Here is a 13,072-nt window from a genome sequence, read left to right on the forward strand (position 1 = left end):
GATCCCACTCCGCATTCGTCAGATCCCCACGTCCCATCCCACCACCCTGACCTCAACACCCCACCCCTGTCAGGAGATCCGAGAAACAGACCCTAGTTCTCCCTACTGACCAACTGGCCGGTCAGATGGGTTGTTGCGGTATCCGGGACGAGCAGCGGGGTGGGCTCGTCGCCGATCAGGTAGGCCGTCACCTGGAGTGCCGGCCGGCTGCGGTAGTTGCGGACGCACGGCAAGCACGCGGGCTCGTGGAAGTACTCGCGGATCTGCGTCTCCCAGTCCCGCTGCGAGTAGAAGAGCGTGTGCGTGGCTGCACCCCGGCACTGCTGCTCCGGCGGGTCGTTCGGGTCATGGGGGGCCGTGGCGCAGCGGGGGGCGTCGGGTCCGGGCTTCTCCAAGCAGCACATGAAGTCGCAGACCGGAAAGCCCATGCCTGCGAGTGCGTATGCCGAGTCGGAGTCGTAGCCGTCGTGCCGCAGCATGTAGCGGTCCCACGGGTCGCTCATGTCGTAGCTCACGCGTTCCTCCCTTCCGTGCTGACACACGTCAGCTCGTCCACGCGCAGACGCTTCGGGTGGCATTGGCCTCCTGGCGGGTTGTCCGTACGGCGGCAGATCGCGTAGCCGGTGCGGTAGCCGACCTCGCCGTGCTCGCGGTCGATGTCCTCCAGCTCGATGACGCGGTACATCCGCCCGCGCCAGCGAACGAGATCGCCCGCCGCGGTCCCGAACTCCGCCGCCCACATGTCGGTCGCATCGCGTCGGAGCAGCAGGTCCAGGATCTGCTCGGGGTGGTGGTAGAAGCCGACGGACTCGCGCTCGGTGACGCGATTGAACAGCGTGTCCCGCACAACCAGCGGGCTACTGGCAGCGGTTCGCACCATCAGGCGCACCTCCACCATCAGCGCCCGCCCGGCACGGACTTCCGCTGCGGCCGCCTCTTCCAGGTCGTCGATGCTCATGCGCAAGTCGGTGTACGCACCGCTGGGCTTGCCCTGTCGGACGATGCGCAGGCTCACCTCCGGCCAGCGAGAGCGCTGTTGCCTGCTCATGCGGCCACCGCCGTGCGCTGGTCACGCCACTCGGTGTACACGGCTGCTGCTGCGGCCGGGACGAGCCAGGGGAAGGTGTCGGCCCACGACCGGTACTCGTCGGCCGGCGTCTCGTCCCAGGAACGGCCGGGCTCGGCGGTCGGACCGGCGATCAGTTCCGGATTCGCGCGCAGCTCCGAGATCGTCTGCCTGGAGTTGCGCTGGAAGTGCAGCGCCTCGTCCGCGAGCCAAGTCCGGTACTCGGCCGTGTTGCAGTCGACGCAGAACCGCTTCCTGCGCCCGGACACCTTGTGGATCACCATCACCTTGGCGGGCGGCGCGTAGGGGCCGTGCGCTCCCATGCAGGAGTAGACCCCGTAGTTGTGCTGGGGTCCGCCCTCGTGGACCTCTGACCACTCGGTGATGATCTCGAAGTCGTTGGCCTCTTCGACCAGGTCGGTCAGCGGCACGACGTGGCTGCGGGTGTACTCGGGCTGGACAAAGGCTGCGTACGGCCGGGCCACGTTGCGCCGGTAGTAGTTCCCGTCGGGCTTCCGGAAGTTCTCGATCGGGCCGTAGTGGTGCTCGGTGAATCCGTCCTCCGCCTCCACCGTGATGCGCACCCAGTCCCCGACCATGAACCGCCGGTGGTGCTTCTCTACGGCGGTCTTCCAGGTCTCCTCCGAACCGTTGCCGTTGATCCAGGCGTCCCGCACGATCCCGTTGATGTCGTACCGCTCCGGGTCACGGTTCTCCCACCCCAGGTACTCCCGGGCCTGGTCGCGCAGATCGCGCATGCTTGCGGCCATTTTCCCACCCTGCCTTTCGCAGTTGAATTCCTGAGTGCCCGGCGCGGGAATCGGACCCGCCGAATGCCTGATCGGGGAGCATGGCATTCGCTGCTCGTCGACCGGGCCTGGTCCTGGGTCGCGCTACGGCGCCAGGACCAGAGGGAGCTTGCGCTGGCCTTTGACCGGGACCTGGTGCCGGTGCGGGGTGAGTGCCGGAATGTCGATCCCGCACGTGTCGCAGGTGAACATGTGCTCTTCCCACGGCATCTCGCAGTAGAAGCACACGCCCCCATCCACCTGCGGCGTGGGGAACATGACGACCTGCTGCGGATTCCCCCGGAACTCCACAGTCGCGAAATCGTGCGGGAACATCGCGGCGGCCTCGCGGGCGTTGTCTTCGTCGAAGAACTCCGGATGGGAGAGTCCCCACGAGCGCAGTTGCCCGGCGACCTGGCGGGCCAGGGCGTGGGGCAGCTCGTATGAGTCACGCACGTACCGGGTCAGCGCCGCCTCGCTCGGCGACTTCTCCCCCAGGACCAGCCACTTCCCGCACTTGTCGCCGGTGCACCGTTCATCCGAGATGGCGTGACGCGTACCGGGCTCGCCGCTGGGCACTTCGATCAGCTCGGTCTCGCACTGCTCCTCGGTAACGGGCTTCGGGAAGTCGCCGGAGTCGTAGGAGCGCTCGTCGTCGAAGTCGATGCCGAGGTTCTGCGCCGCGCGACGGATCGCGTCCTCGTGCGGCTTGCCCTTCTGCACCTTGATGCCGTTCGCGCGCATCGCCTTGAGTGTGCAGCTCGGGCACAGCTTCTCGGCCTGGTAGGTGTAGCCGACCACGCTCATGCGGTCCCACCTCCCGGGCAGCCGGTCATCCGTCGAGTCAGACTGGCCACCAGGGCGTCCGAAGCGGCGGGGGCGACCTCGAACAGATTCAAGGGAGCTTCCCGGATGCGGAGCTTCGCCCGGCCGGGCAGTTCCGCGAACGTGGCCCCCGTACATCCGTCGGGAAGGTCGAACTCAGCACCGATCAGACGGGCTTCAGATCCCGGGCGCATGAACTCGTACAGGGCGGCCAGGGTGCCTCCGCCCGATCGAACGACGTACCGATGCGTGGCAGGGTCGTGGCTCAGCACGGCGGGCGGCAGCGGTATGCGCAGCAGCGCCGACTCCACCGTGTGGGTCACGAAGTCGCGCGTCAGGATCACGGCGGGCAGTTCGGGCGCCAGCCGCTCCAGGTCCTGCACACTCTTGTCCATGGGGCACAGCATGAAGTTCACCGGAATGTCCTGGATGGGCGTGGTCATGCTCGGTCTCCCTTGGTTTCGTCGGCCGGCTCGGTTGCTGCTGTGTCCACGCGGGTCAGCGGCACACCCATCCGCGCGGCCTCCTGCTCGGCCACGGCCACCCCGGGCGCGTGCTTGCCGTTCTCCCAGGTGCGCGGGTCCAGGTGGTCCTTCAGCGTGTGCAGTTCACCGAATTCCTCGGTGAGCGCGAAAGGCCACGTCTCCGCGATACCGATGACTTTCTCCCGCTCGATCACCAACACGTCCCCGTCGCGGATGTCGTCCCGGCACTGGCAGGCGCCGTACGCCTCACCGGTACTGAAGAAGGTCCACACCTTCGGCCCGGCGTCCTTTTTCGCAATGTCGTCCTCGACCCTCTTCTTGGCGGCCTTGAGGTCTTCCGCGCAGCCCAGGAATCGCTCGTGGCTCGGCTCACCGGCGAAGCACGAGTAGAGGCGCGTGAAGTCCGAGTAGAGAACGCGCCCGATCTGGATTCGGCTCTGCTTCAGCAAGGCACCCGGCATGTGGGGGTCCGTGCTCCGCGCCCAACGGGGGCGGGGAGTAGAGGTGTCACTCACACGTCAGCGCTCCTAGAGGTGGTGGTGGCGGCCGGCGAACAGGTTGAAATGGGTCGGCAGGTCGATCCACGTGTCCCGGACGGAGCCGGTGACCTTCTCGCGGACCTCGGTGTCCAGCGGCACGACGGTGGAGCGGGACCACCAGGAGGGCAGGAAGCCGCTGCTCTCCACAAACCGGACCTCGGCGCTCGGGATGCCCCTGGCGTGCATTTCGCGGGCCTCGTCGCGCATCGCCTCGAACCGCAGGGACTGGACGTTGTAGAGCTGCCTGCCCTCCGCGTAGATGTAGAACCGACCGGTCGTGTGGGTCACGGTGTGGCCCACGCCAGTCTCGTAGACGTCGAGCGAGTACCAGCCGGTGTCGTCCTTGTAGAAGCTCATCCAGCCGAGCGGATTCGGCATGGAGAAGTCGCGGCCGGTGTTGGGGTCCAGGAGCTGACCGAATCCCGAGTGCTCCAGAATTCGGACCGGCATGAACTTGTCGGCCAACCCCATGCTCATCATGCACTCGGAATATCCGGGCTTGACGACCACGGTGTCACCGGGTTTGACGTAGGCCTTCTTCGGCCTGATGTAACGCATGCTGATTCCTCCCCTTAATGGATTTAGCTGGTGACAGCCGAAGGCCCCGGGGCGCGGCGTTGCTGCGGCGTCCTGGACCGCCGTTAGCTCAGACGTCGATCGGTGTGCGGGTGCCGTCGATGTACACCACAAATGCCCCACGGAATACGCGTCCGCTGAATTCCTTGACCACCACACGGAACTTCGGCTGACCATTCCGCGTGCGCGCCTGCATATGCCGCACGCAGTACTCGGCGACCGGATCGATTTCCTTGCCGTCACGGCACGGCTTGAGTTCTACGTATCGGTCAGAGGTGTTGGACCAGGAGGCCAGTCGGGGGTCGCCCGGCGGTTCGTAGAGCTGGAGCATGAAGAACCAGAGCGGACCGATCGAGTCACGCCCAGTCACCCGACGACAGCTCCGTACCCACCGGGACCGTGTACGAGGACCAGCGCACGATCGTGTCCTGGTCACCGACGATGTTGTAGAGGACCTGCTTGCTGCGCCCACCGTGCGGGTACTCGTGGTAGTCCTCGGCGTACTCACGAGCCATCGCGATGGTGGGGAAGGGAATCTCGAACGGTGCTGCGTGCTCATAGTGCGTATTCAGGGATCCGACGATCGGCATGATGCGGAACCGCTCGCCCTCCGGAGGCATGACGCCCTCGAACATCCACCCGTCGGTCGAGTACCGGCCGCGCGCCCTTCCGTTGAACCAGGCTTCGGCCGCGCGCTCGTCCTCGTAGGTGGTGATCGTCGCCTTTCGCCGCACACTCCGAGGGTGCCCGCAGCTCGGCGGCCATCCGCCGGGCGTCCGGTTCCACACCGGCCGCGGGCCCGGGTCGTACCCCGGCTCGGTCATCACGCAGCAGGGCTCCAGAATGCAGACCGTGAACATGTGCTCCCCCTCTAGAACTTGTGCAGGCCGCGAAGAGCCTTCGGACCGTTGCCGTCAGTCGTCACGCGCCGGATCGTGATCACGTCCATCGCAGTGCTGCTCCGGCCTCGCCAGGTCGCACCGTCAGGGGTGCGAACCGTCACGTGTCGTATCCGGTACTGGCCGCCGCTGGGCGTGTGCGGGTCTCACGACTCGACCGTGTAGCTGGTGACCTTGCCCAGCAGGCCACCGGACCAGGTGGTGAAGCACTGCCGGTCGCTGCCGATGTAGCCGGTCCACGCGTCGGCCGACTGCATCTCCGTGCGCTGCTTGGCATCCGCGCACGGGTAGCAGCGCCGTCTCGGCGCAGCCGAGTTCTGCCCCGTACTCGTGGCTGTCCGGGTCGACGACGTCGGCCCAGACCCAGACGAAATTCTCCGCCGCCTGGAGTTGCTGTCGCTGCACTTCACGCCGGTCGCGCCATGCGGCCAGCCTGTCGAGAACTGCACTCAGAATCACAGTTACCTCCTAGCCCATTCAATGGATGGGCCCAGAAACTCAGAGTGGACAGCGGAAACGGAGCCGACCGGCATTAACGCGCCGGGGCTCCCTTTCCGCCAGCTGATGCAGTTGTCGTACCGACCGCTTGCTAATCGGTCGCCCGGTGCTTACCGAACTCGGCCTCCAGCCGCGCCCACATCGGTTCGAAGATGTCGCGCGTCCCGGGCAGCGCGTCGTCGGCCTTGCCGACCCAGAAGTCCTTCCACACGCCCTCGCGCGTCCGGTCGCCGCCGAACCAGACGACCACCCGCCACTCCCAGTGCCACAGCGGCGGGAGGCCGTAGTGGGCCTGCATCGGGTGCACCTTCCACTCGATCGCGGAGACCAGACCGGGCCCGACGGTGTAGCCGTCGACCATGGCCGTGACGCGGTCGCCGACCTTGACCGGCTGTCGCGTCGGCGCGGGCGGCTCGTACCCCCCGCGCTCCAGCCAGTCGAGTTCGTGCACCTGGCTGCCGGTCACGGCCTGCTCGTAGACCTCGCGCACCACGCGCGGGCCATGGAGTTCCCACTTCCCGGTTCGCTGGGTTCGGGCCACGATCCGCAACGGGGTGCCGTCCCGATCGGGCACCTCGTACATCCACAGTTCGTCGGCCATGCTGTTCACGACGAGTCCCCGGATACGGATGTTCGCCTCGGCGCCGGTCAGCGGCTCGGTCGGGGCGCTGACCTGGGGCGGGCGCATGTGGTGCACGATCACATCGAAATCCATGGGCTGCCTTCCATACAGACTGTGGTTAGATCACTTCTTCCGGTCGTCCCGGCGGAGCCTGTGCCGCAGCTCGGCCTCGAAGTCGTCCGCTGCACGGCCGTGCACCTTCTCGTAGGCCCCCAGGTCGATCTTGGGGGCCGCGGCACGGGCAAGTTCGGGCACCGACCGGTCAAGCAGTCGGAAGTAGAGGCACTCGGCGCCGGACGTCATGGGCGCGACCAGGCTCGCCTCATGGATGAGGACGATCAACTCCGCGTCCGTGCCTGGCCGGGTGTCCTGGCCCTTGGCCACGCGCTCCAAGATCTCGCGGCAGTGCGCCCGGTAGAGCGGCTCGAGCCGGAGCGTCTCATTGCCGTCCGCCTTGAGCAGGCTGAAGCTGTTCCAGAGCGGTCCCGTCCCCCGCTCACCGGGGCCGGGCTTCGGCTCGCCGTGGCGGTCTTGCGCCTTCTGGATCTCGTCCTCGGCCCACTCGATCAGTGTGCCGATGAATTCGGCGTCCGGCAGCACCATCTTGATCCGCTTTTCAACGGTCACAGATTCCGCCCCCTCAGCTTTGAGCATGAAAAAGGCGCCACCCGAAATGGCGGCGCCGATTGCTGTTCCGCCCCTTGCGACCCGCGGTCGGTCGGAGACTCGCCCCAACCGATTGCATGTCGCGCATAGCCGCGACCAGCCTCGGCACTCCGCGGCGCCAAGACACCAAGACAATGGTCGAAGTCATCTACGCCGGCACGCCGTTGATGATGTCCCGGACCTCTTCCATCTGGCGCTACAGGGGCTGTCAGCTCTCTCGTTCGCTGCTGTCCTGCCACGTCGGTGCAGGAGTCGACAACGCCGCCCGTGAGGGCCGCGCGGAGGTCGGTAGCGCCGACTGCGTCGTTCACGCGTCGAGAAGCACGCACGCCGGACAATCCGGTGCCCCGGGCGGCGCGGCGTGCTGCACGGTGTAGCCGCACAGGCAGCCATGGAACGTGCCGTCACTCACGTGCGTGTAGGCGTCTTCCTGCCCTCGAATCTGGTTGCGGGCATCGGTGATCTCGCCGGGCTCGACGAAGGTGATGCTGGTGACGCCCGTCGGGGCGAGGTTCCGCGCGACAGCATTCTTGAGGTCCGCCATACCCGGGTCGTCGTCGACGCCCGGTCTGGCGAACCCGGTGTTCTGATCCGCCGGTCCCGGCTTGGGACTCCTACGGGTCCTGCTGGAGGTAAAGTCCTGCAACGTGCTGCCACCCCTTCAGTGTGGATGGATACGCCCAGGTCCCGTGGCGCTCACGGCGGGCGCAGGAATGCAGAAGCCCTGGGAACGCGGCGCCCCCAGGGCTTCTGATCGCCCCGCGTCATGTCGCCGTCCGGGGCGGCTGTGCCGCCCGCTGCGCGCCACCGGTGTCCCGGCTCGGGCTCGATCAGCGGAAGCGCTTGTGCGTGCTGTTTGTCGCTGAGGTCGATCTCGATGCTCCTGCCGGTGGGCGCGTCGATGATGCTGGTGGAGACGCAGGCGTCTTCGTTGGACCGCTGTCCGTTATCCCGGCGGAACTTCTTCTGCCAGGCCTCCGGGGCAGCCTGGACTGGAGAGACGCCTTCGTCGCTGTCGATCTCCCGCCGCACGAGGTCATACGGTGGTCGTGCAGCGACCTGTATGTCAGCCCCACGTCTGCGTGCGCGTGTTCCAAGACGGCTGCGGGAACTTGAACGACACGTCCAGCCTCGGGCCATAGTGGTACTCGCTGCTGATGATCTGGCCGCCTTTCAGAACCAGCAGACCGGGGGTGCCCAGAGCCGGAGGGTGCTGCGAGGCGATGTACACCTCGGCGATCTCGCAGTCATCCACGTCGACGTCGACAAGGACGACCTCGTAGTCGTCGGGCACGCCGGCGATGGCCTTGCGCAGCTCTCCAACGGTCACGCTCATGTTTCGGTCCTTGACCATGTGATCTGCTCCGAGAAATTCACGGCAGCGGCACGTCCTTCAGGCTCGGGTACGACGGGTGCTGGATCGGTCGTTGGGGCAGGATGGAACCCACTGCGCAGCGAACGACCCGAGAAGCGACGGCCGCGGTCGTCGACGAGGGCGTACAGCCCCAGGATGGTTCCGGCGAAGCGAGGTCCACACCTCTCGGATACCGCCCGACTGCGCCGAACCTTCACTCCGGTCGACGCTGCATCTTTCAGTGGTCAGCCAAAAGACGTGCCAACGCAGCCTCTCGCTGAGCGACGAATCCCGGCGCCCTGGACTCACATCCGTATGGAACAACCTCGACCGTCCGCTGGAGGAAGCTCTCGACCGGTCGACTCTGAGTTGTCAGGGTCGCACTGTCGTTGTCGACCTTGAGACCGATGACGATGACGGCCAACTCCGGATCAGGACTGATCTGTACGTCGCCCTCGCCTGTCGGGTGGGCGAGGCCATCACGGAGCAGGTCTCGCCCTATGTACCAGACTACTGGATCATCCCCTGTGCTGAATCGAAAAGTCACACGCACGGCGTATGGATCCTGCCGTGAGTAGTGAAGGAACGCCGTAAGAGGAACGTAGGTGTACGGCTGCGGCAGGTGAAGCCTCATCGCGCAGGCCGCCGTGACAGGCTCCTGTACCTCAGTGTTCATGGAATTGATCTCCTCAGTGGTGGCGGTCGACCGCATCGAGTACTCGGATCACCGTCGTCGGGATAGCCGCGGCGGTCGTGACTCGCGGATCGCGGGTGACGTTTTGACCTCAGTAATGCTGGAGTTCAGAGGGCAGCACAGGGCGACGCTTCCGACCTCAATGCCGAAGGACACAGCAGATGCTGCGATCCCGCCACCGCGGTCAAGGGCCCAGGCAGTCATCACTGGCGCAATCGTGATCGCCATGACCAGGTTGGGGCCCCACAGTCTTCTCGTCAGTTGGGTGGGACCGATCAGGGTTCAGCGCCATGTGCCGGCGCAGGCTCTCACCGCCACCGGCCAGGAGCGTGGTGATCTCCTCGGGGAATGTCACGTAGACGAAGTCCAGGGAGGCGACCTTCTCGAACAGGAGCATCACGGCGTCATGCCTGGGGATGCCGCGGCTCACCAGGTAGAACAGCTCCTGCTCGTCGAGCACAGGCTGTCCGCCCAGCGAATGCAGCGTCGCCTCCGGATCCGGGGCGAGCTGCATCGGGTGGTCGGCGACAATGTACTCGTGCGGCCAGAGGTGCAGGTCCCCCCGGGTGTGGCGATGACGGCCTGCTTCGGGTGCACCTGGACAGCCTGTTCTCCGTGACCGACGGTGATCGCAACGGAGTTCAGTTCATGCGGGAGCGCGCGCGACATGCTCAGCGGTGGGATCCGGAACCGGGAGCGCAGCTCGGTCACGGGCTCCTCGACCACAATGATCCACGCGCCGTCCTCCGGGATAGCTTTGCCGTCCTGTTCAGGGAAGTACATTGACGGTTCTGCACCGATCGAGGCGGCGACTTGCCACCCCTCGTCCGCGGTGTGCCTCCGGCGCTCGTCGTCCCACGCGAGCCACTCGGGATTGACCTGGGTACGCCGGGAGCTGAGGTACTTCTTCGGTGACTTCGTGCTCACGGATATTCCCTCCCGTCGTCAGTGATGGTGGCGTCCTCCCGGCGCTTCTCGGGCTCACCGAATAGTTCCTCGAACAGGCGCTTGAGCGATTCGCAACCTCCGGGTCCGCTGGCCGGCCTTTCGTAATGGTCCTCACAGAGGAAGGCGCACTCGCCGGTGGTTTCGTCCTGCTCCCAGTAGTAGGTGGTCCCGACGTTGCAGACCCGGCAGAACTGCCCGAGCTGCTCGCCGCTGAAGACCCGGGAGCCGAAGGTGTCGCAGCGCGAGCAGAAGCCAACGCCGTTCCGGTAGCCGCGGGCCTCCCAGTCATGGCAGCTGCTGCCGTTGGTGCAGTTCAGGGCGAGCTGGTACTGGGTCCAAGCGTTGTCCTCGCACTCCTGCGGAGTGGTGCCCTCGCCGCGGATGAACGCTGCACCGGGCGGGTAGACCTCCATGAACAGAGTGGTGTAAGAGGCCGCCTCCCCCGGCTTGGGATCGCGGCGGAAGACCACGCCAGCTCCGGCACTGACACCTGTCTCGTCGGGCCAGGGGTACTGGGCGACATGGGTGCCGTGACCATGGAAGCTGATCCGGTTGTCGATGTCGCAACCGGTCATGATCTCGCGCACGGTCGGATCTCCTCGTCGTCGACGTCGGTGGCTTTTTCGCGTAGATCTTCTGTCCTTGTGGACGAACTGATCGGCTGCGGCCTCCTCGGCTTCGATCCTCCGGTCCCGTCTTCGTAGACGGACCTGGATGCCGACCTCGATCTCGCCGACAACGTCGAACAGAACGTGCGGGGATCAACGAGGCACAGCCTGTTGTACAGCTTGGTACTCATGCCGTTGCCCCTGCGGTGAGATCGAGAATGAAATCGATCCCGTCGTCGCGTTCCACTTCTCCGGGGTCGAGATGCTCGAAGATGTCGATGTCGGAACCGATCCGTGTGATCTGCTGCTCCGCCTCGTTGACGACCGTCTTCAGCTCATTCGTCAGTGTGTGGTAGTCCTCACCCTGGTTCGAGAGGTCCAGGGTGGCGACCTCGTCGTCGGCGGACAGGAGCCTGGTGAGCGTGGGTTCGTCCTCGTCGAAGTCGCGGGTGAACACAGCGCGCGTGTGCCGGGGGAACGTGTTCTGCAGCAACTGCCGCGTGTACTCCACGCGCAGGGCGTCGGCCAGGTGCTTCACCTCGGCGGCGACGCTCTCGGCCCTTTCCTTCATCACGGACAGAGACTGGATGTGCGGCGGGACAAATACGTTGCTCATGTGGGGTGTTCTCCTTGCCGGGGCCGCGATTCCATGCGAGCCGTCTCGGGAAATCGGGAGTGAACTGGGGAGCCCCCGAGAGCTGGGGAGGGGAGGGGGTGCTCTCGGGGGCCGGTGCCGACGCGAGGAATCGAACCTCGGACCTGCCGATCTTCAGGCGGCCGCTCTTCCAACTGAGCTACGACGGCGGGGGCGACGGTGCGATGCCGCAGGATCGTCCGGCCTTACGCCCGTAGCGGGCGCAGACCGATGTGGTGACGGCCGGACAGATCCTGCTGCCCGTGCGGAGGTTCAGTTCGTACCCGGGTCGGCTGCGCCGACCGTTACATCGAGACGCCCGGCCCGCTCAGGACCACCACACATGCGGTCACGCAGCGCTGCGAGATCGGTGATAATCTCCTGCCGTCCGACGCGGCCACCGAGACTGTCGATCAGACCGTCGAGCTCGGCGACGATCGTGCCCATATCTCGACGTAGCCGTCCCGGGGCCGGTGGCTTGCTCCTGGGCCGGCGCACTGCGGTGGCGATGGCGTCGGCATCGATCGGCAGCCGGTGGCGATGATCAGCTCGAGCGTGGTGTCGAGCGTCACTCGATGCTCGTCGGCCGCCCTCTCAGCGGCCGAGACCGGCGGATCGCCGCTTTCACGGCGCTACGGCTCGTGCGGCCGCCGGGATTCGATCAGGGTGGCGAGGATCTCCGGGACGAGGAGCTTCCGACCGTGATCGGATGGTCGGTCCGCTGGTAGGGCAACGGAGCCTTTCTGCCGGGCACGGGGCACGGGGCTCGGGGAAACAGTTCGGGCGGGCGGTGCGTGACGGGTTCTACGCGGCGCCGGTGACATCTTCGCCGGTCACCGGGCGGAGCTGGGTGATGCGCTGCTCGTCGGTGTCGGAGGGCAGAGAAGCGTGCGGCTGCGCCGAGGCGCGTCGCGTGGTCGGCCGCTGCCGCGCGGCTGCGACGCGGGAATCCATCGAGATGATGACCGCGCGCGAGGATCCCTCCTTGTCGTCAGGCGCATCCGGAACCAGATCGCAGAGGTAGTGACCGGCCTTGATGCCGAGGGCCTCGTCGAGCTTCCAGCCAGTGATGTAGCTGGTGCTGCCAGCCGTCAACCCGCGTACAACATAGACGTGTTCGCCGGTCTCGTCGTCAGGGCACCGCTGGAGCATGAGCTCGCGGGCCTGCCGGTCCACCAGGAGGACGAGATTCATCGCCGGCATGTTCGCCGGGTACCGGGCACCGGGGTCGCCGGGCGTGGGGCACAGCCAGTTCCGGGTCGCTGCCGACAAGAAAATCTGCGAGCGCCCGTTCTCGGCATGGGCCACGGTGAGCTTCGCCGGGCCCTGCTTGCGCTGAGGCTGCCCCGGCTCGGGACGGTAAATCTCGAAGGGCATGGGTACGGTCCTTTCAGAGGCCAGTCAGGGAATGCGCCGGAATAAGCGGTTCGAGCCGACGGACGTTGCGGAACGTGAGCGAAAATCAGAACGGGTCGTGTGCCTGGACGCCCGGCCCGTTCTGAAGCCTTCTCAACACCCGGGTCGGCTTTGCCGACCCCTGCACCGAGGCCAGCTCTCCCACGAGCGAACGGGTGGGCGTTGCTCTGGGGTTGGTCGATCAGTGAGGGGTCACGGTTCTTCCGGATGCATCTCCTAAGAGCTTTCTTCCAGCGCCGGCGCTGTGCGGCGGCCTTGTTGCGCGCTTCGCCCTTGTCGGCGAACGGTCCGAGCGTGCGTGCGAACATCATCGGCTCGTCGCCCTTGGGGCACGGACGGCTGACAATCACAACGACGGAATTGAAGCTTCCCCTTGATCGTGGACACCTGGAGACTGGGACCTGAGGTTCCAGAGGAAGTAGCACCAGGTGGGAAGCAAATACACGAAGCGGTA

Annotated in this window: 20 protein-coding genes and 1 tRNA gene; all 21 read right to left on the reverse strand. The window is 66.1% G+C overall.

Annotation, left to right across the window (positions count from 1 at the left end):
- Positions 1-92 precede the first annotated feature (92 nt).
- On the reverse strand, positions 93-515 hold the full coding sequence (locus ACFC79_RS37715) for a hypothetical protein (protein ID WP_376249729.1): 423 nt from the start codon (positions 513-515) through the stop codon (positions 93-95).
- Positions 512-1,048, reverse strand: coding sequence for a hypothetical protein (locus ACFC79_RS37720; RefSeq protein WP_376249731.1), 537 nt, complete (start codon positions 1,046-1,048; stop codon positions 512-514). Before ACFC79_RS37720 ends, ACFC79_RS37715 begins: the two co-directional genes overlap by 4 nt.
- Complete coding sequence (locus tag ACFC79_RS37725) at positions 1,045-1,836, reverse strand: hypothetical protein (RefSeq protein ID WP_376249733.1); 792 nt, start codon at positions 1,834-1,836, stop codon at positions 1,045-1,047. The genes ACFC79_RS37720 and ACFC79_RS37725 overlap by 4 nt, the downstream gene beginning before the upstream one ends.
- Positions 1,837-1,959: 123 nt before the next feature.
- Complete coding sequence (locus ACFC79_RS37730; protein ID WP_376249734.1) at positions 1,960-2,661, reverse strand: hypothetical protein; 702 nt, start codon at positions 2,659-2,661, stop codon at positions 1,960-1,962.
- Positions 2,658-3,122: a hypothetical protein gene (locus ACFC79_RS37735; RefSeq protein WP_376249736.1), complete on the reverse strand. Its 465-nt coding sequence runs from the start codon at positions 3,120-3,122 to the stop codon at positions 2,658-2,660. Before ACFC79_RS37735 ends, ACFC79_RS37730 begins: the two co-directional genes overlap by 4 nt.
- Complete coding sequence (locus ACFC79_RS37740) at positions 3,119-3,625, reverse strand: hypothetical protein (protein ID WP_376249738.1); 507 nt, start codon at positions 3,623-3,625, stop codon at positions 3,119-3,121. The genes ACFC79_RS37735 and ACFC79_RS37740 overlap by 4 nt, the downstream gene beginning before the upstream one ends.
- Positions 3,626-3,691: 66 nt before the next feature.
- Positions 3,692-4,261, reverse strand: coding sequence for a hypothetical protein (locus ACFC79_RS37745; RefSeq protein WP_376249740.1), 570 nt, complete (start codon positions 4,259-4,261; stop codon positions 3,692-3,694).
- 88 nt (positions 4,262-4,349) lie between these two features.
- Positions 4,350-4,610, reverse strand: a complete 261-nt coding sequence (locus ACFC79_RS37750; RefSeq protein ID WP_376249742.1) for a hypothetical protein — start codon at positions 4,608-4,610, stop codon at positions 4,350-4,352.
- Positions 4,611-4,635: 25 nt separating this feature from the next.
- Positions 4,636-5,013, reverse strand: a complete 378-nt coding sequence (locus tag ACFC79_RS37755) for a hypothetical protein (RefSeq protein ID WP_376249743.1) — start codon at positions 5,011-5,013, stop codon at positions 4,636-4,638.
- A gap of 754 nt (positions 5,014-5,767) precedes the next feature.
- A complete protein-coding gene (locus ACFC79_RS37760; RefSeq protein ID WP_376249745.1) occupies positions 5,768-6,391 on the reverse strand; it encodes a hypothetical protein in 624 nt (207 codons plus the stop codon).
- A gap of 30 nt (positions 6,392-6,421) precedes the next feature.
- Complete coding sequence (locus tag ACFC79_RS37765) at positions 6,422-6,925, reverse strand: hypothetical protein (protein WP_376249747.1); 504 nt, start codon at positions 6,923-6,925, stop codon at positions 6,422-6,424.
- 346 nt (positions 6,926-7,271) lie between these two features.
- Positions 7,272-7,508 carry a hypothetical protein gene (locus tag ACFC79_RS37770; protein WP_376249749.1) on the reverse strand — a complete coding sequence of 79 codons (237 nt, stop codon included), beginning with the start codon at positions 7,506-7,508 and terminating at the stop codon, positions 7,272-7,274.
- A gap of 152 nt (positions 7,509-7,660) precedes the next feature.
- Positions 7,661-7,996 carry a hypothetical protein gene (locus tag ACFC79_RS37775; protein ID WP_376249750.1) on the reverse strand — a complete coding sequence of 112 codons (336 nt, stop codon included), beginning with the start codon at positions 7,994-7,996 and terminating at the stop codon, positions 7,661-7,663.
- 34 nt (positions 7,997-8,030) lie between these two features.
- Entirely contained in the window at positions 8,031-8,300 is a 270-nt protein-coding gene (locus ACFC79_RS37780; RefSeq protein WP_376249752.1) for a hypothetical protein, read from the reverse strand.
- Between the two features lie 256 nt (positions 8,301-8,556).
- Positions 8,557-8,994, reverse strand: a complete 438-nt coding sequence (locus ACFC79_RS37785) for an SsgA family sporulation/cell division regulator (protein WP_376249754.1) — start codon at positions 8,992-8,994, stop codon at positions 8,557-8,559.
- Between the two features lie 202 nt (positions 8,995-9,196).
- Positions 9,197-9,526, reverse strand: coding sequence for a hypothetical protein (locus tag ACFC79_RS37790; RefSeq protein ID WP_376249756.1), 330 nt, complete (start codon positions 9,524-9,526; stop codon positions 9,197-9,199).
- 409 nt (positions 9,527-9,935) lie between these two features.
- Positions 9,936-10,547 carry a hypothetical protein gene (locus ACFC79_RS37795; RefSeq protein ID WP_376249757.1) on the reverse strand — a complete coding sequence of 204 codons (612 nt, stop codon included), beginning with the start codon at positions 10,545-10,547 and terminating at the stop codon, positions 9,936-9,938.
- Positions 10,548-10,755: 208 nt separating this feature from the next.
- Complete coding sequence (locus ACFC79_RS37800; protein WP_376249759.1) at positions 10,756-11,184, reverse strand: hypothetical protein; 429 nt, start codon at positions 11,182-11,184, stop codon at positions 10,756-10,758.
- Between the two features lie 115 nt (positions 11,185-11,299).
- Positions 11,300-11,372, reverse strand: a tRNA-Phe gene (locus tag ACFC79_RS37805).
- Between the two features lie 103 nt (positions 11,373-11,475).
- Positions 11,476-11,649, reverse strand: coding sequence for a hypothetical protein (locus ACFC79_RS37810; RefSeq protein ID WP_376249761.1), 174 nt, complete (start codon positions 11,647-11,649; stop codon positions 11,476-11,478).
- Between the two features lie 357 nt (positions 11,650-12,006).
- The gene (locus ACFC79_RS37815; RefSeq protein WP_376249763.1) at positions 12,007-12,579 is read right to left on the reverse strand and encodes a hypothetical protein; all 573 of its coding nucleotides are present in this window, start codon (positions 12,577-12,579) and stop codon (positions 12,007-12,009) included.
- Positions 12,580-13,072: the final 493 nt, after the last annotated feature.

This window comes from Streptomyces sp. NPDC056061 (assembly GCF_042266885.1).
Lineage (GTDB): Bacteria > Actinomycetota > Actinomycetes > Streptomycetales > Streptomycetaceae > Streptomyces.

What these genes read in the sequence shown, in the direction of transcription:
- ACFC79_RS37740 (WP_376249738.1), bottom strand. Translation starts at nt 3,625, where the DNA reads ATGCCGGGTGCCTTGCTGAAGCAGAGCCGAATCCAGATCGGGCGCGTT.
- ACFC79_RS37735 (WP_376249736.1), bottom strand. Translation starts at nt 3,122, where the DNA reads ATGACCACGCCCATCCAGGACATTCCGGTGAACTTCATGCTGTGCCCC.
- ACFC79_RS37800 (WP_376249759.1), bottom strand. Translation starts at nt 11,184, where the DNA reads ATGAGCAACGTATTTGTCCCGCCGCACATCCAGTCTCTGTCCGTGATG.
- ACFC79_RS37770 (WP_376249749.1), bottom strand. Translation starts at nt 7,508, where the DNA reads ATGGCGGACCTCAAGAATGCTGTCGCGCGGAACCTCGCCCCGACGGGC.
- ACFC79_RS37785 (WP_376249754.1), bottom strand. Translation starts at nt 8,994, where the DNA reads ATGAACACTGAGGTACAGGAGCCTGTCACGGCGGCCTGCGCGATGAGG.
- ACFC79_RS37725 (WP_376249733.1), bottom strand. Translation starts at nt 1,836, where the DNA reads ATGGCCGCAAGCATGCGCGATCTGCGCGACCAGGCCCGGGAGTACCTG.
- ACFC79_RS37815 (WP_376249763.1), bottom strand. Translation starts at nt 12,579, where the DNA reads ATGCCCTTCGAGATTTACCGTCCCGAGCCGGGGCAGCCTCAGCGCAAG.
- ACFC79_RS37730 (WP_376249734.1), bottom strand. Translation starts at nt 2,661, where the DNA reads ATGAGCGTGGTCGGCTACACCTACCAGGCCGAGAAGCTGTGCCCGAGC.
- ACFC79_RS37745 (WP_376249740.1), bottom strand. Translation starts at nt 4,261, where the DNA reads ATGCGTTACATCAGGCCGAAGAAGGCCTACGTCAAACCCGGTGACACC.
- ACFC79_RS37750 (WP_376249742.1), bottom strand. Translation starts at nt 4,610, where the DNA reads ATGCTCCAGCTCTACGAACCGCCGGGCGACCCCCGACTGGCCTCCTGG.
- ACFC79_RS37780 (WP_376249752.1), bottom strand. Translation starts at nt 8,300, where the DNA reads ATGAGCGTGACCGTTGGAGAGCTGCGCAAGGCCATCGCCGGCGTGCCC.
- ACFC79_RS37790 (WP_376249756.1), bottom strand. Translation starts at nt 9,526, where the DNA reads ATGCAGCTCGCCCCGGATCCGGAGGCGACGCTGCATTCGCTGGGCGGA.
- ACFC79_RS37760 (WP_376249745.1), bottom strand. Translation starts at nt 6,391, where the DNA reads ATGGATTTCGATGTGATCGTGCACCACATGCGCCCGCCCCAGGTCAGC.
- ACFC79_RS37720 (WP_376249731.1), bottom strand. Translation starts at nt 1,048, where the DNA reads ATGAGCAGGCAACAGCGCTCTCGCTGGCCGGAGGTGAGCCTGCGCATC.
- ACFC79_RS37810 (WP_376249761.1), bottom strand. Translation starts at nt 11,649, where the DNA reads ATGGGCACGATCGTCGCCGAGCTCGACGGTCTGATCGACAGTCTCGGT.